The 14,526-nt window shown below is 64.1% G+C and carries 11 protein-coding genes; 5 read left to right on the forward strand and 6 right to left on the reverse strand.

The genetic code is table 11. The annotated features are described in order from the left end of the window. Positions 1–33 precede the first annotated feature (33 nt). From QA643_RS30605 to QA643_RS30625, 5 genes are all read right to left on the reverse strand, one after another. Positions 34–2,079, reverse strand: a complete 2,046-nt coding sequence (locus tag QA643_RS30605) for a hydantoinase/oxoprolinase family protein (RefSeq protein ID WP_283029387.1) — start codon at positions 2,077–2,079, stop codon at positions 34–36. After that, entirely contained in the window at positions 2,076–3,740 is a 1,665-nt protein-coding gene (locus QA643_RS30610; RefSeq protein WP_283029388.1) for a hydantoinase B/oxoprolinase family protein, read from the reverse strand. The genes QA643_RS30605 and QA643_RS30610 overlap by 4 nt, the downstream gene beginning before the upstream one ends. Positions 3,741–3,860: 120 nt before the next feature. Beyond that, positions 3,861–5,177, reverse strand: a complete 1,317-nt coding sequence (locus QA643_RS30615; protein WP_283029389.1) for an aspartate aminotransferase family protein — start codon at positions 5,175–5,177, stop codon at positions 3,861–3,863. A gap of 19 nt (positions 5,178–5,196) precedes the next feature. Further along, positions 5,197–6,429 (reverse strand): MFS transporter, encoded by a 1,233-nt coding sequence (locus tag QA643_RS30620; protein WP_283029390.1) that lies wholly within the window; start codon positions 6,427–6,429, stop codon positions 5,197–5,199. 66 nt (positions 6,430–6,495) lie between these two features. After that, positions 6,496–7,341 carry a CmcJ/NvfI family oxidoreductase gene (locus QA643_RS30625; RefSeq protein ID WP_283029391.1) on the reverse strand — a complete coding sequence of 282 codons (846 nt, stop codon included), beginning with the start codon at positions 7,339–7,341 and terminating at the stop codon, positions 6,496–6,498. Positions 7,342–7,670: 329 nt separating this feature from the next. On the opposite strand from QA643_RS30625, the gene QA643_RS30630 reads away from it, so the two are divergent. Continuing rightward, on the forward strand, positions 7,671–8,450 hold the full coding sequence (locus tag QA643_RS30630) for an SDR family oxidoreductase (protein WP_283029392.1): 780 nt from the start codon (positions 7,671–7,673) through the stop codon (positions 8,448–8,450). A gap of 256 nt (positions 8,451–8,706) precedes the next feature. Here the strand turns inward: QA643_RS30630 and QA643_RS30635 are convergent, their stop codons facing one another. Continuing rightward, positions 8,707–9,006 (reverse strand): HU family DNA-binding protein, encoded by a 300-nt coding sequence (locus tag QA643_RS30635; RefSeq protein WP_028347431.1) that lies wholly within the window; start codon positions 9,004–9,006, stop codon positions 8,707–8,709. 428 nt (positions 9,007–9,434) lie between these two features. On the opposite strand from QA643_RS30635, the gene QA643_RS30640 reads away from it, so the two are divergent. From QA643_RS30640 to QA643_RS30655, 4 genes are read left to right on the forward strand one after another with little or no spacing between them, the layout of a single operon-like run. Beyond that, positions 9,435–11,051 carry an ABC transporter substrate-binding protein gene (locus QA643_RS30640; RefSeq protein WP_283029393.1) on the forward strand — a complete coding sequence of 539 codons (1,617 nt, stop codon included), beginning with the start codon at positions 9,435–9,437 and terminating at the stop codon, positions 11,049–11,051. 24 nt (positions 11,052–11,075) lie between these two features. Continuing rightward, the gene (locus QA643_RS30645) at positions 11,076–12,053 is read left to right on the forward strand and encodes an ABC transporter permease (protein ID WP_283029394.1); all 978 of its coding nucleotides are present in this window, start codon (positions 11,076–11,078) and stop codon (positions 12,051–12,053) included. 4 nt (positions 12,054–12,057) lie between these two features. Beyond that, positions 12,058–12,888 (forward strand): ABC transporter permease, encoded by an 831-nt coding sequence (locus tag QA643_RS30650; RefSeq protein ID WP_283029396.1) that lies wholly within the window; start codon positions 12,058–12,060, stop codon positions 12,886–12,888. Beyond that, positions 12,885–14,519: an ABC transporter ATP-binding protein gene (locus tag QA643_RS30655; RefSeq protein ID WP_283029397.1), complete on the forward strand. Its 1,635-nt coding sequence runs from the start codon at positions 12,885–12,887 to the stop codon at positions 14,517–14,519. Before QA643_RS30650 ends, QA643_RS30655 begins: the two co-directional genes overlap by 4 nt. Positions 14,520–14,526: the final 7 nt, after the last annotated feature.

A 14,526-nucleotide genomic window follows, 5' to 3' on the forward strand; every position in this document is an offset into this window, starting at 1 on the left:
CTTCGCTTTGCCCACCCTACGCAGCTCATCGTATCAGCGCAGCGCGATATCCAGCCATCCGAGCCGATTGACGGTGACGCGGTCGCCGGTATCGACCAGCACCGTCGTGGTCTCGGCTTCGATGATCGCGGGTCCGCTCAAGGTGTGGCCGGGTTGCAGTTCGTCGAGCGCATAGACCGGAACTTCGCGCCAGCCGCCGAAGAAGGCCTGCCGCTTGCTGCGTGGTGCAGCGCTGCCGGACGACGCGGCCTTCCGTGCCTCCTCGTCCTGGCGCTCGACTTCGCCGACAGCAGCGACACGGGCGTTGACGAACACGACCTCCTGGCCGCGCGAGGCGTAGGTGTATAATTCCTCGTGCCTGATGTGGAAGCGGTCCTCGATCCGGTCCACCAGATCCGGCGCGCTCCAGTCGAGGCCGTCGAGCGAGACGTCGATCTCAAAGATCTGCTCGCCATAGCGCATCTCGGCGGAGCGTTCGATGGCGATCGGCCCGCTGAACCAAGAGCGCAGCCGGCCGGCGGCCTGCTGCTCCAAGCCGGCGAAGAGTTCACGCACCTCATCGGCGGTGATACGCGCGCCCGCGCCGTAATGCGTGCGGCTGACCTCGTAACGGAGATCGCTGGTCAGCATGCCCCAAGCCGAGAGAACGGAAGCGACGGTCGGCACGATGATGCGCTTGATCTCGAGCTCGCGCGCCACTTCCGCCGCGTGCAGGCCAGCCGCGCCGCCGAAGCTGAGCAACGCGAATTTCCGGGGATCGACGCCGCGGCGCAAGGTCATCAGGCGAATGCCGTCGGCCATGTTCAGATTGATCATGCGGTAGATGCCGGCAGCGGCCTCGATGCGCGACAGGTCCATCGCTTCAGCAACGCGGTCGACGGCGGCCTCCGAGGCCGCGCGGTTGAGCGGGCGCTTGCCGCCCATGAACGCGGCCGCATCGAGATAGCCGAGCACAACATTGGCGTCGGTGACGGTTGCGGCCTCGCCGCCATTGCCGTAGCAGGCCGGGCCCGGCACCGAGCCCGCGCTTTCCGGCCCGACGCGCAGCGTGCGGCTGGCATCGACGCTGGCGATCGAGCCGCCGCCCGCCGCGATGCTGGCGATGTCAAGGCTGCGTAGCGCGATGCGCTGGCCGGCCAGCATGCCGTCGGCAGACAGCGAGGCCTGTCCGCCCGAGATCAGCGAGATGTCGGTCGAGGTGCCGCCCATGTCGAACGGCACGAGATCGGGAATGCCAATCAGGTCAGAACAGCGCCGGCCGCCGGACATGCCGCCGGCGGGGCCCGACAGCACGGTGCCCGCAGCGAGCCGCGAGGCTTCCTCCACCGGCGCCATCCCGCCATGCGAGAGCACGACGAAGAGGCTGCCATTGAAGCCGGCCTCCGTGAGCCGCGCCTCGAGGTTGGTCAGGTAGCGACGCACGATCGGCTCGACATAGGCGTTCACGATCGTGGTCGAGACGCGCTCATATTCCTTGATCTGCGGCAGCACGTCGCTGGAGCGCGAGATGTTGATATCAGGCAGCGCCGCCTTCAATCGCTCGACGGCCGCAAGTTCATGCACCGGATTGAGATAGGAGTGCAGGAAGCACACTGCGGCTGAGGTCACGCCGGAGCGCTGGATGCTGGCAATGGCGTCATCGAGCGATTTCAGATCGAGCGGAATCAAGATCTCGCCATTGGCGCGGAGCCGTTCCTTCACACCAAAACGCAAGTCGCGCGGCACCAGCGGCGCCGGCGGCGGCGAACGCAGGTCGTAACGATCGGGCTTGAGGCCCTCGCGCATCTCGACGACATCGCGATGGCCTTCGGTGGTGATGAGCGCGACCTTTGCGCCCTTGCGCTCCAGTAGCGCGTTGGTCGCAACCGTCGTGCCGTGCACGAGGCGATCGGTCGAGCCAAGCATGTCTGCGCGCGTGACGTTCAGCCGCCGCGCCAGCTCTTCCAGTCCAGCCATCACGCCGAGCGATTGATCCGCCGGAGTTGAGGGCGACTTTGCAAACACGGTGCGGCCGCTCTCATCGGTCGCCACGAGATCGGTGTAGGTCCCGCCGACGTCAACGCCTATCCTGAACATCATGAGGACGCCTGCTCCGTAACGTCGGTCAGGCCCTGCTCGCGGTCGCGCTGCCGTGCCTCCGCCGATCGCTTGTCGGGTGGTCCCCAGCCACCGCCACCTGAGGACCGGATTTCGAGGCAGTCGCCGGGACGCAGCTCAATACCGACTTCCTTGGTGCGGAGCAGGCGCGGCTCGCGTCCTTCGGACAAGAGACGATAATGATGCGGCTTGCCGTCCTGGCCGCCGAGCATGCCGCAGGGGCCATGGCGAGCGCCGTCGCCGGCGGTGTTGCCCTTCGCGATCTTCTCGGTTTCCAGCACCAGATCTAGGGACACGCCGAGGCCGCCGCGATGCTGACCATCGCCGCCGGAATCCGGGCGGAATTCATGCTGCCGGAAATAGAGTGGAAAGCGCACTTCGGCGACTTCAAGGCTGCCGAACTTCAACCCGCCGACCGAATGCCATTCGCCAATCGACGACCAGCCGTCGCCGCCGGAGGACGCACCGCCGCCAGGCCGCGCCTGGAACAGGTGCCAGATGAAATTCTTTCCGTTGCGCGGGTCCTCGCCCTGGATCGCGATGCGGAAGCGCCGGCTCCAGCCGGCCATCGCGCGCTCCGGGCACGACGCGGATAGGGCCTTTACAATGGCCTCGACGATTTCATTCGAGGGATGGCTGGTGCACAGCGTCACCGGACGGCCCGGATCGGCCCACACGATCGTGCCCTGCTTTGCGATCACCTTCAGCGGCCGCAGCGCGCCGGTGTTTTTCGGAATCTCCGCATCGATCAGATAGGCGAATGCCATCGCTACCGCCGCCTGCATGTTGGCGTGCGAGGAGTTGACAAAGCTGGTGGATTGCGGATCGGAATCGGAGAGATCGATTTCGACATCGCTGCCCTTCTTGGTGACTTTTGCCGCGATGCGCAGATCGGTGCGGCCATGGCCGTCATCGTCGAGGAACGCTTCGCCGTAGAACACGCCATCCTTCCAGGTGGAGACGACTGCGCGGGTCTGCTGCTCCGTGGCATCGAGGATCGCTTCCATGGCGGCTTCGACCACGGCTGCGCCGAATTCGGCAAACAGCCGCGACAACCGCCGTTCCCCAAGATGCGCCGCGCCGAGCATCGCGGCGAGGTCGCCGCGAAATTCGCGAGGGTTGCGGACGTTGAGCGCCAGCAAGTCGAACAGATCGTCGCGCAGCTTGCCAGCCTCATAGAGCTTGATCGGGGGGATACGCAGCCCCTCCTGCCAGATCTCGGTGGCCGCAGGATTATAGGCGCCGTGGGTACCCCCGCCGATATCGCTCTGGTGCGCGCGCACGATGGTCCAGAGCAGACGCTTGCCATCGGCGAATACCGGCACGAACACCGTCACATCAGGCAGATGGCTGCCGCCGTGATAGGGATCGTTGAGCAGGATGACATCGCCCTGCTTCACATCCTTGAACCGCTCCTCGACCGCAATCGTCGCCCAGGGCAACGCGCCGACATGAACCGGCAGATGGTCCGCCTGCGCGATCAGCCGTGCATTGGTGTCGCAGATCGCCAGCGAAAAGTCGCGGCTGGAATTGAGGATCTGCGAATAGGAGGTGCGAAGCATCGCTTCGCCCATCTCTTTCACGATCGAACTGAGGCGGTGCTGGACAACGGAACGCGTGATGGGATCGATCTTGGCGGACATTCGGTGCCGTGGTTTTTCGTTTATTCGTAGGATGGGTAGAGCGAAGCGAAACCCATCATTATCACTCACAGCGGCTTATGGGTATCGCTTCGCTCCACCCATCCTACGGAGCTGCGCAAATCACAGCGCCTTTGCGACTTCCTCAAGCGCGCCCGATGCCGCATCGATGATGGCACGAATATCGGCATCCGCCATCGGAGTCGACAGCGCCATCAAGCCGTTGCCCGCGGCCAGCACGCCACGATTGAGCAGCGCGCGCGAGAACACCCCCTGCCGCCGCGCTTCCTCCTCGCTCAGATAGGCCGAGCGATAGTCGCGAACCGGCCGGTCGGCGAAGTGAACCTTGAGCAGCGAGCCGAGACCGACGGTGCCGCCGGGCACGCCATGGCGCTTGAACGCCGCGTTGATGCCGGAGCGCACCGCCTCGCCCATCGCATCGAGCCGCGAAAAGGCTGCATCGTCGAGCAATTGCATCGCGGCAATGCCGGCGCGCATCGTCACCGGATTGGCGGAGAACGTGCCGCCATGCGGCAGCGCCGGCTTGCCGTGGCGCGGATCGAACACCGCCATCACTTCCCTGCGTCCGCCGATGGCGCCGACTGGAAAGCCGCCCCCGATGATTTTTCCGAGCGTGGTGAGATCAGGATCGATATTCCAGATCCCCTGCGCGCCGCGATAGCCGAGGCGAAATGTGATGACCTCGTCGAAGATCAGGAGCGCGCCGACCTCGCGCGTGATTTTTCGAAGCGCCTCCAGATAGGTCTGGTCAGCCGGCGCCAGCCCGGCGCGGTTGGGCATGGGATCGACAAGCACGCAGGCGAGCTCGGGCCCATGCTCGCGGATCAGGCTGACCGCGGCCTCGGTGTCGTTGAAGGGAATGGTGACGACATCGGCCAGCACGTTTTCCGGCGTACCCCTGGCATAGGCGACGGATACCGGCGCGTTGCGGCCCCAGGCTTCCGGTGTCGGATCGAGGCTCACCTCCGCGTAGTCATATGAGCCGTGATAGGCGCCTTCGCATTTGGCGATCTTCGGCCGCCCCGTATGCGCCCGGGCCGCCTTCAGCGCCATCATCACGGCTTCAGTGCCGGAATTGGCGAAGCGGACCTGATCGACCGACGGCAGGCGTGACACCAGCAGCTCGGCAAGATCGACCTCTGAAACCGTCGGCAGGCCGAACGCCGAGCCCAGCGCAAGCTGCGCGGTCGCCGCCTTGATCAGTGCGGGATGCGCGTGGCCGTGGATCGCCGCGGTGAAATTATTGATGCAGTCGATATAGGCGTTACCGTCGAGATCCCACACACGGCAGCCCTCACCGCGCGCGGCGTAGATCGGATAGGGCTTCATGAACACGGTGGTGCGCGTATTGCCGCCGGGCAGGCTCGCCAGTGCGCGGTCGTACATTTTTTGCGATGCCGAGTCCGGATCGGGGTACATGCGCCATTCCATGCAAGGGTCAGGTGTATATCAAAAACACAATCACCCCGACGATCAAGGCCGCCGCCATGAATAGCAGCACTGCGGGAAGGCCGAACGCCGCTGCGACCACGCCGGTCGCCGATTGCATCAGCGCGGTGCCGAGGAAGAACGCGAGGTTGATGGCGGAGAGCGCCTTGCCGGCGTTCTGCGCGCCGGCCAGTTGCCGCGTCATGCCGAACAGCAGCGGCTGCGTCGATATCGCGATACCCATCAGGACGAACAGTGCGGCGTCGACCGGCGCCGGCACGGCCTCTACGCCGAACAGTTCGGCGAGCGGATAGTTCGGCGCGCCGGCGGCAGTCAGCACGAGCAGCAGGGCGGCAAGCGAATGCGTCGCGGCCAGCACTTCGCGGCGATGGCCAAAGCTGCGATCGAAAAAGCCCATCAGCGCGGGGCCGGCGATCAGCGCCAGCGTGAACAGGCCTAGCACGTTGCCGGCCTCGACGCGGCTGAGCAACTTGATCTCCATCAGCCACGGCCCGCCCCACAATCCCCGCAGCACCAACGTGGCTGCGAGCGAAACCAGCGCCAGCGCGATCAGGCCACGGAGCGGCCGCGACAGGCCGATGCGCAGCACCTCTCCCATTTGCGACAGCGGCGAGGATGGATCGGCATGTTCGGCCGGCTGCTTCGGGACCAGCAGAAACACGGCCAGCGCCACCGCTGCGCCAAATCCAGCCGAGATCCAGAACCCTGCCCGCCAGCCGAAATGCTCGACAACGAAGGCCAGCGGGCTGGCCGACAAGAGCATGCCGATATTGCCGATCGAGAGAATGATGCCGGACCACAGGCCAAAGCGCGCCGGCGACATCTGCTTGGCGGCGAGCGTCATCGGACACATCAACATCCCCGAGGTGGCGATGCCGAGCAGGAGTTGCCCGAACAGAAAACCCTCCGGTCCTGTCGCAAGTCCGGAAGCCAGCGCGCCCAAAATGGTTCCGGCGAGCAGGCTCAAGGAGACCGGACGAACGCCGAAACGGTCCATCGCGGCGCCGACCGGGATTTGCGAGGCGGCGAAGGCGAAATGATAGATCGAGGTGAGGCTCGCCAGCGTCTGCGGGGCGGTGCGGAAATCGGCAGCCATCACGTCGAGACTGACCGCCGGAATGGTTCGCAGCAGCGTCGACAGCATGTGGCCGCAGGCCAGCGCCAGAAGCGCAAATATCAGTGCGCGGAAGCTGCCATCCGCGCTATCGGCCTTGCCGTCCATGAGCCGTCTCGCCCCGAAATATCTTGGGGGCGAGGTAGCATCAATGGCGCGGGAACGCGAATCCGCTCAGTTCCTGTGGAACACCAGCGTGCGCAGCTCGATGCTTTCGCGCGGCGGCGCATCGGCCGGCGTGGTCGGATCGGTGAAGGCGGTGTGCGGCCCGAACCGGGTACGGCCGTCGGTTGCCGAATCGTAGCACTTCAGGAGCAGCGCCTCGTCGGTCCGCATTTCCGGAATGTAGTACCAGCGGTGGTTCGGATTGTATCTGACCGAATAGGTCTCACCACTGCGGTTCGGATAGATCAGGTCGGAAGCGACGAGATCATCAGGCTCGACGGTCCGGCCGTCGGCCATCGCGAGCGGCGTATCGCGCAGGGGACCGCGGATCGGCCGCCACACATTGATGACCTGCACGCGGCCTTTCAAAAGTTCATCGGCTTCATCCGGCAGGTGTTCGCGCACGCGGTTGGCGCCCGATTTGTCGGTCTGGTCGACATGCACCCGGGTCGCCGGCTGGCGGGGGCCAGCGCCCCTGATATCGGCGGCGCCCTCCACGCGCCGGCGTACCGTGTGATCGAAGATGAAGACGCGGTCGGCCTTCAGCGTCGCCTTCAGGAAGGCCTCCACGGCGGGATAGTAGACGTTCCGCACTTCCTTTTCGTCGTAGAAATCCCTGACGATGGTGGGATGGCGGACCAGCGCAAAGCCTTCGCGGTCCAGCGAGAGGTTGGCGGCGATCAGGCGCGCATCGAAGATCGGGACGTTGTGCGGCTCGGGCAGCGCGGTGGATCTGGGCTCGCCCGGCGGCGGATCGAAGGCGTAGGTGCGGGGCTTTCCGGACGTAGGCGCGAGATAGTTCAGCTCGGCGGTAACGAAAGGAAGCGATTCGAGTTTGGCTTGCTGCAGGCCCATGGTGGTCTCCTGGACTCCATTGTTGTTCTGTTTGATCTTGGCTCGGGCGCCGCCAGTCACAAGGGCGCGGCAAAAATAGCAAGGATGCCATTCCCGCTGGGCGCTAATGGGAAAAATCCTTGTTCAAAGCGCTACCGAAGCCGGATGGTATTTCCAGCATTCACGGGCGCGTCATCGGTCGCGAGCAACGCGACGATGCGTGGCGTGCGACACTGCCCTCGCCTGCCGGCGGCTTGATCAGGCTAACCCGCGGAACCATGATGGGGGCTGTCGGCCGAGCATCCGCATCGGCCAGCCGGCGGCATCAAGACCGCGCTCGGGAGAACAACATGCAAGTCACGATGAAGGACAGAGTCGCCGTGGTCACCGGCGGCAGCAAAGGAATTGGTTTCGCGGTGGCGCGACGATTTGCCGGCGCCGGCGCCAAGGTGGCGATCCTCGCGCGCGGCGCGGAGGATTTGAAAGCCGCGCGGGAACAACTCGGCAAGGAAGGCCTCAGCGTTCGAGATTATGTCTGCGACGTCGCAAAGGCATCCGACATCGCGAAGGCGCATGAGAAGATCGTCGGCGACCTCGGCCCGGTCGACATTCTCATCAATAACGCCGGGACGGCGCGGACGATGGCGTTCGAGAACATCTCCGACGAAGCGTGGCAGGAAGATCTCGACCTCAAGCTGTTCGCCGCAATCCGCTTCTCCAGGTTGGTCTGGCCCGGCATGAAGGCGCGCAAATGGGGACGTATCATCAACGTGCTCAACACCTACGCCAAGGCGCCGGCCGGATCGTCCGCACCAACTTCGGTCTCGCGGGCGGCGGGCATGGCGCTGACTAAGGTGATGGCCAGCGAAGGCGGCGAGCACAACATCCTGGTCAATGCCATGCTGGTCGGCCTGATCATGAGCGACCAATGGGTGAAGCGGCACGCTGCGCAGGCGCCGGACATGGACTTCGAGGTATTCGCCAAGAACCTCGCCAAGGGCACGCCGCTTGGGCGCATCGGCACGGCGGAGGAATTTGCCAACCTCGCCTGCTTCCTCGCTTCCGATCAAGGTTCGTTCATCACGGGAACGGCGATCAATGTCGATGGTGGGCGGTCGCCGGTGGTGTAGGGGCTAGATGCGGACGCACGTGCACGAACTCTCTCCGCACGTCGTCCCTGCGAACGCAGGGACCCATAACCACAGAGCTTCGTTTGGAAGGACGGCGTCTGCCAAAGGCGCCACAAGAGAAATCACGCGGTATGGGTCCCTGCGTTCGCAGGGACGACGGGGTGAGGTGAACAAACAATGGGTAAAGAAAACAAAAAGGCCCCCGTCGCCGGAGGCCTTTTCGCTTTCGCTAGCCGCTTCAATAGCGGCGTTTTTCTTAGACCGCGTCCTTGGCGGCCTTGACCGGGCGGGCCCGGACGATCTTGCGGGCCGGCTTGGCCTTGAACATCATCTCCTCGCCCGTGAAGGGGTTGGTGCCCTTACGAGCCTTGGTCGCCGGCTTCTTGACCACGACGAACTTCGCGAAGCCAGGAACGAGGAACAGCCCGTTCTTCTTGAGCTCCTTGTGACCGACGTCAACGAGCGTGTCCATCACGTTCTTGACCTCTTTCTTCGACAGTTCGGTGGTGGTCGCGATCTTCTCGATCAGCTGCGACTTAGACATTTGGGTGGCCATGGTTGCTCCATTGATTCTGGCACAGGGCGACGATATGGCGAAAAACGCCTAAAAAATAGGGCTTCCGACATTCTGCACAACTATCTCGCTAGTCGAGTTGCAGTGATTCGTCCAATTTTTCCGGGTTTTTTTGGCACCCGAAGTCGTCTTACCCCTATTTTTATGGGGATTCAGCGCACCCCACGTCCCATTTCCGGACAATCCCGGGCTGCCCTGCCGTCTGCGCCTCTATCGGAGCGAGCCGAAATCTGCCTTCCGGCGCGACAAAATGCGCAGATCGATCGGCCGGTCAGCACGTTGTTTTCGGAAGGATTTTCCGCCTTGCGCGTCGATTTGAAAATGACTCGCATTCCCGTTCCATCGTAACATCTAAGCTTAAGGCGGACGCGTGAACGGTTCGCCATCAATATCGTGTTCGGAGACTTCGCATGGATTTGACGCGCCTTGAAATCAATCGCCGCACCGCGCTGCTGACCTCGGCGGCCATCGCGGCCAACGTGATCAATCCGATGCGGGCCTTCGCGCAGGAGACGCCGCGCAAGGGTGGCGTGTTCAACGTCCATTACGGCGCCGAGCAGCGCCAGCTCAACCCGAGCATCCAGGCCTCCACCGGCGTCTACATCATCGGCGGCAAAATTCAGGAGAACCTCGTCGATCTCGATGCCAGCGGCCAGCCGGTCGGCGTGCTCGCCGAAAGCTGGGAAGCGACACCGGACGGCAAGACCGTGACCTTCAAGCTGCGCCAGGGCGTCACCTGGCACGACGGCAAGCCGTTCACTTCGGCCGACGTCGAATTCACCGCCATGAATATGTGGAAGAAGATCCTCAACTACGGATCGACGCTGCAGCTCTTCCTCACCGCGGTCGAGACGCCGGACGCGCACACCGCAATCTTCAAATATGAACGGCCGATGCCGCTGAACCTCTTGCTGCGCGCCCTGCCCGACCTCGGCTATGTCTCGGCCAAGCATCTCTATGAGAGCGGCGATATCCGCCAGAACTCGACCAACCTTGCGCCTGTCGGCACCGGCCCGTTCAAGTTCGTCAAATATGAGCGCGGGCAATACATCATCGCCGACCGCAACGAAAACTACTGGCGGCCGAACGCGCCCTATCTCGACCGCATCGTCTGGAAGGTGATCACCGACCGCGCCGCGGCAGCGGCGCAGATGGAAGCCGGCGAACTGCACTATTCGCCGTTCTCCGGCCTGACGCTCTCCGACCTCGCGCGTCTCGGCAAGGACAAGCGCTTCATCGTCTCGACCAAGGGCAATGAAGGCAACGCGCGGACCAACACGCTGGAATTCAACTTCCGCCGCAAGGAACTGTCCGACATCAAGGTACGCCGCGCCATCGCGCATGCGATCAACGTGCCGTTCTTCATCGAGAATTTCCTCGGCGATTTCGCCAAGCTCGGCACCGGGCCGATCCCTTCGACCTCGACCGACTTCTATCCTGGCGCGGACACGCCGCAATATCCCTATGACAAGGCCAAGGCGGCCGCGCTGCTCGACGAAGCCGGCTTCAAGGCGGCGCGCGGCGGCACGCGCTTTTCGCTAAAACTGTTGCCGGCGCCCTGGGGCGAGGACATCTCGCTGTGGTCGACCTTCATCCAGCAATCGCTTGGCGAGATCGGCATTCCCGTCGAGATCGTCCGTAACGATGGCGGCGGCTTCCTCAAGCAGGTCTATGACGAGCACGCCTTCGACATCGCGACCGGCTGGCATCAATACCGCAACGACCCAGCCGTCTCGACCACGGTGTGGTATCGCTCAGGCCAGCCCAAGGGCGCGCCCTGGACCAACCAGTGGGGCTGGGAAGACAAGAACGTCGACAAGACCATCGACGATGCCGCGACCGAGGTCGATCCGGCCAAGCGCAAGGCGCTGTACGCCCAGTTCGTCAAGGAGGTGAACACGGAGCTGCCGGTCTGGATGCCGATCGAGCAGATTTTCCTCACCACGATCACGGCCAAGGCGCGTAACCACTCCAATACCCCGCGCTGGGGCTCGACGAGCTGGCATGATCTTTGGCTTTCGGCTTAAGCCGATATCCGCCAAGATAGGTCTATGCGCATCTTGACCCTTGCGGGGCGGCGGCTTGCCGCCTCGATCCCGACCCTTGTCCTGATCCTGATCGGTGTGTTTCTGCTGCTGCAGTTCGCGCCGGGCGATACCGTCGACGCCATGATGGCGCAGATGGGCGGTGGCGATGCCGCGACCGCCAAGGCGCTCCGCCAATTCTATGGGCTCGATCTCTCGATCCCAGCGCAGCTCGGCAACTATCTGTGGCGGCTGGTGCGGCTCGATCTCGGCTTCTCCTCGATCTATGGCAAGCCGGTGGCCTCGGTCATTCTGGAACGGCTGCCGCCGACCATCCTCCTGATGACGGCCTCGCTGTCGTTTGCGTTCTTCTTTGGCCTCGTCTTCGGCGTGATCGCCGCCCGCGGCGTCAACCGCTGGCCGGATACGCTGATCTCCACCCTCGGCCTGATCTTCTACGCGACGCCCTCGTTCTGGTTCGGCCTGATGGCGATCGTGGTATTTTCCGTTTACCTGCAGTGGCTGCCGCCCGGCGGTTTCGAGGATATCGGTGCGGTACAGACGGGCATCTGGCGCGTGCTGGATATTGCAAGCCATCTGGTGCTGCCGACGCTGACGCTCGGGCTGATCTTCCTGGCGATCTACCTGCGCATCATGCGCGCCTCCATGCTCGAGGTGTTGAACCTCGATTATGTACGCACCGCCCGCGCCAAGGGTCTCGACGAGACGCGGGTGGTGACGCGGCACGTGCTGCGCAACGCCCTGCTCCCGATGGTGACGCTGATCGGGCTGCAGGCCGGCACCATGCTCGGCGGATCGGTGGTGGTCGAAAGCGTGTTCTCGCTGCCGGGGCTCGGACGGCTCGCCTATGAATCGGTAGTGCAGCGCGACCTCAATACGCTGCTCGGCATCGTCTTCGTCTCGGCGCTGCTCGTCATCACCGTGAACTTCGTCGTCGACCTCATCTATGCGCGGCTCGATCCGCGTATCACGGCGGAGGGCTAGCGCCATGGATGCGGTCAAACGCTATTTCCGAAGCCCCGCCGCAGTCGCGGGCCTGATCCTGCTTCTGATCGTAATCGGGATGGCTATCTCGGCCGGCTGGCTCTACCCGCGCGATCCGTTGGCGCTCGCCGGCCGTCCCCTGGTCTGGCCGTTCTCCAATCCGCGCTTCCTGCTCGGCACCGATAATTCGGGGCGCGATATCGCCGCCCAGATTTTCTACGGCGCACGGATCTCGCTCTTGATCGGCGGCGTCGCCACCGCGATTGCGATCCTGATCGGCATCCTCGTCGGCGCCTTCGCCGGCTATTACGGCGGCTGGGTCGATAACGTCCTGATGCGGATCACCGAGGCGTTCCAGACGCTGCCGAACTTCGTTTTGCTCTTGGTGCTGGTCGCCGTATTCGGCTCGACGCTGACCACCGTCACCATAGCTGTCGGCGTGGTGTCGTGGCCGGCGCCGGCGCGGCTGACCCGCGCCGAGTTTCTTTCGTTGCGCAACCGCGAATTCGTCCAGGCCGGCCGGACGCTCGGCATGAAGAACATCCAGCTGATCTTCGGCGAGATCCTGCCCAATGCGCTGCCGCCGGTCATTGTCTATGCCAGCGTGGTGATGGCGGTCGCGATCCTGCTTGAGAGCGCGCTCGCCTTCCTGCGGCTGTCCGATCCCAACGTGGCGTCGTGGGGCAATCTGATCGGCCTCGGGCGCGATGTGCTCCGCGTGCAGTGGTATGTCTCGGCGATCCCGGGGATTGCGATCCTCGTTACCGTGCTTGCAGTTTCGCTGGTCGGCCAGGGCCTCAACGACGCGCTCAATCCGAGGCTGAAGGGCCGATGAGCGAGCACGAAACCATACTGTCGCTCGACCGCCTGAGCGTGCGCCTGCCCGCCGGCGCCGACCGGACGCATGCGCTCCGGGAGGTGTCACTCGACATCGCCTCGAACGAAATCCTCTGCGTGGTCGGCGAGTCCGGTTCGGGCAAGTCGATGATGGCGAATGCCGTGATGCGGCTGTTGCCGAATGACGTGACGATCGATGACGGCCACGCGATCTTCGAGGGCCGCGATCTCTGCACGATTTCCGACGCCGATATGCGCGAGGTGCGCGGCGACGGCATCGCAATGATCTTCCAGGAGCCGATGACGGCGCTCAATCCGCTCCGCACCATCGGCGACCAGATCGCCGAGATGTTTTCGATCCACACCGATCTGTCGAAGGCGGAAATCAATACACGGGTGCTGGCGCTGCTGACGGATGTCCGCATTCCCGATCCCAAGTCGGCGGCAAAGGCCTATCCGCACGAGCTGTCCGGCGGCCAGCGGCAGCGTGCCATGATCGCGATGGCGCTGGCGCTCGACCCCAAGCTTTTGATCGCCGACGAGCCGACCACCGCGCTCGACGTCACCACGCAGGCGCAGATCCTAAAACTGATCCGCGACCTGCAGCAGCGCCGCAAAACGGCGGTGATGTTCATCACCCATGATTTCGGCGTGGTCGCCGAGATCGCCGACCGCGTGGTGGTGATGCAGCACGGCATCATCGTCGAACAGGGCACAGCGACGGAGGTGCTGCATCATCCGCAGCATGCCTATACTAAACAGCTCATCGCTGCCGTGCCGCCGCTGAAGGCGCCGCCGCCGCGGGCACTTGCCACCGACAACATTCTAACGATTACCGATGTCTCCAAGACCTATCGCACCGGCGGCTTTCTCGGCCGCGGCGCGCGGGTGACGGCGGCGGTGAAAAACGTATCGCTCGCCCTGCCGCGCGGGGCGACCCTCGGCATTGTCGGCGAATCCGGATCCGGCAAATCGACGCTGGCGCGCTGCATCGTGCGACTAATCGACCCCGATAGCGGCTCGATCGTGCTCGACGGCGACGACTGGGCAAAACTGTCACGCGAAGAAGTTCGCCGCGAGACGCGCCATATCCAGATGGTGTTCCAGGACCCCTTTGCCTCGCTCAATCCACGACGCAAGGCAGCGGAATTGGTGGCACAGGGCCCAATCGTGCACGGCACGCCGCGGGCCGAGGCGATCGCGCATGCCAGAGAACTGTTTGCGTTGGTCGGGCTCGACCCTGCGGCCGGCGACCGCTATCCGCACGAATTCTCCGGCGGCCAGCGCCAGCGCATCGGACTTGCTCGCGCGCTGGCGCTGAAGCCCGACGTGCTGGTGGCCGACGAGCCGGTCTCCGCACTCGACGTCTCCGTGCAGGCGCAGGTGCTGAAGCTGCTCGCAGAGCTGCGTCAGCGGCTCGGGCTTTCCATCATCTTCATCACCCACGATCTGCGCGTCGCCGCGCAAATCTGCGACCTCGTTGCCGTCATGAAGGACGGCGAAGTGGTCGAGCACGGACGCGCGGCAGACGTATTCGGCAATCCGCAGCATCCCTATACACAGGCGCTGCTCGACTCGATTCCGGGCGGGGAGTTTGCGAGAGAGCACGCGACGGAGGCGGTGGTATAGCTCCCTC

The sequence above is a fragment of the Bradyrhizobium sp. CB3481 genome, from assembly GCF_029714305.1.
Taxonomy (GTDB): Bacteria; Pseudomonadota; Alphaproteobacteria; order Rhizobiales; family Xanthobacteraceae; genus Bradyrhizobium.

Excerpts from the sequence above, each read along its gene's own strand:
- QA643_RS30610 (WP_283029388.1), bottom strand. The coding sequence starts at position 3,740 with ATGTCCGCCAAGATCGATCCCATCACGCGTTCCGTTGTCCAGCACCGC.
- QA643_RS30635 (WP_028347431.1), bottom strand. The coding sequence starts at position 9,006 with ATGGCCACCCAAATGTCTAAGTCGCAGCTGATCGAGAAGATCGCGACC.
- QA643_RS30640 (WP_283029393.1), top strand. The coding sequence starts at position 9,435 with ATGGATTTGACGCGCCTTGAAATCAATCGCCGCACCGCGCTGCTGACC.
- QA643_RS30620 (WP_283029390.1), bottom strand. The coding sequence starts at position 6,429 with ATGGACGGCAAGGCCGATAGCGCGGATGGCAGCTTCCGCGCACTGATA.
- QA643_RS30615 (WP_283029389.1), bottom strand. The coding sequence starts at position 5,177 with ATGTACCCCGATCCGGACTCGGCATCGCAAAAAATGTACGACCGCGCA.
- QA643_RS30645 (WP_283029394.1), top strand. The coding sequence starts at position 11,076 with ATGCGCATCTTGACCCTTGCGGGGCGGCGGCTTGCCGCCTCGATCCCG.
- QA643_RS30605 (WP_283029387.1), bottom strand. The coding sequence starts at position 2,079 with ATGATGTTCAGGATAGGCGTTGACGTCGGCGGGACCTACACCGATCTC.
- QA643_RS30650 (WP_283029396.1), top strand. The coding sequence starts at position 12,058 with ATGGATGCGGTCAAACGCTATTTCCGAAGCCCCGCCGCAGTCGCGGGC.
- QA643_RS30625 (WP_283029391.1), bottom strand. The coding sequence starts at position 7,341 with ATGGGCCTGCAGCAAGCCAAACTCGAATCGCTTCCTTTCGTTACCGCC.
- QA643_RS30630 (WP_283029392.1), top strand. The coding sequence starts at position 7,671 with ATGCAAGTCACGATGAAGGACAGAGTCGCCGTGGTCACCGGCGGCAGC.
- QA643_RS30655 (WP_283029397.1), top strand. The coding sequence starts at position 12,885 with ATGAGCGAGCACGAAACCATACTGTCGCTCGACCGCCTGAGCGTGCGC.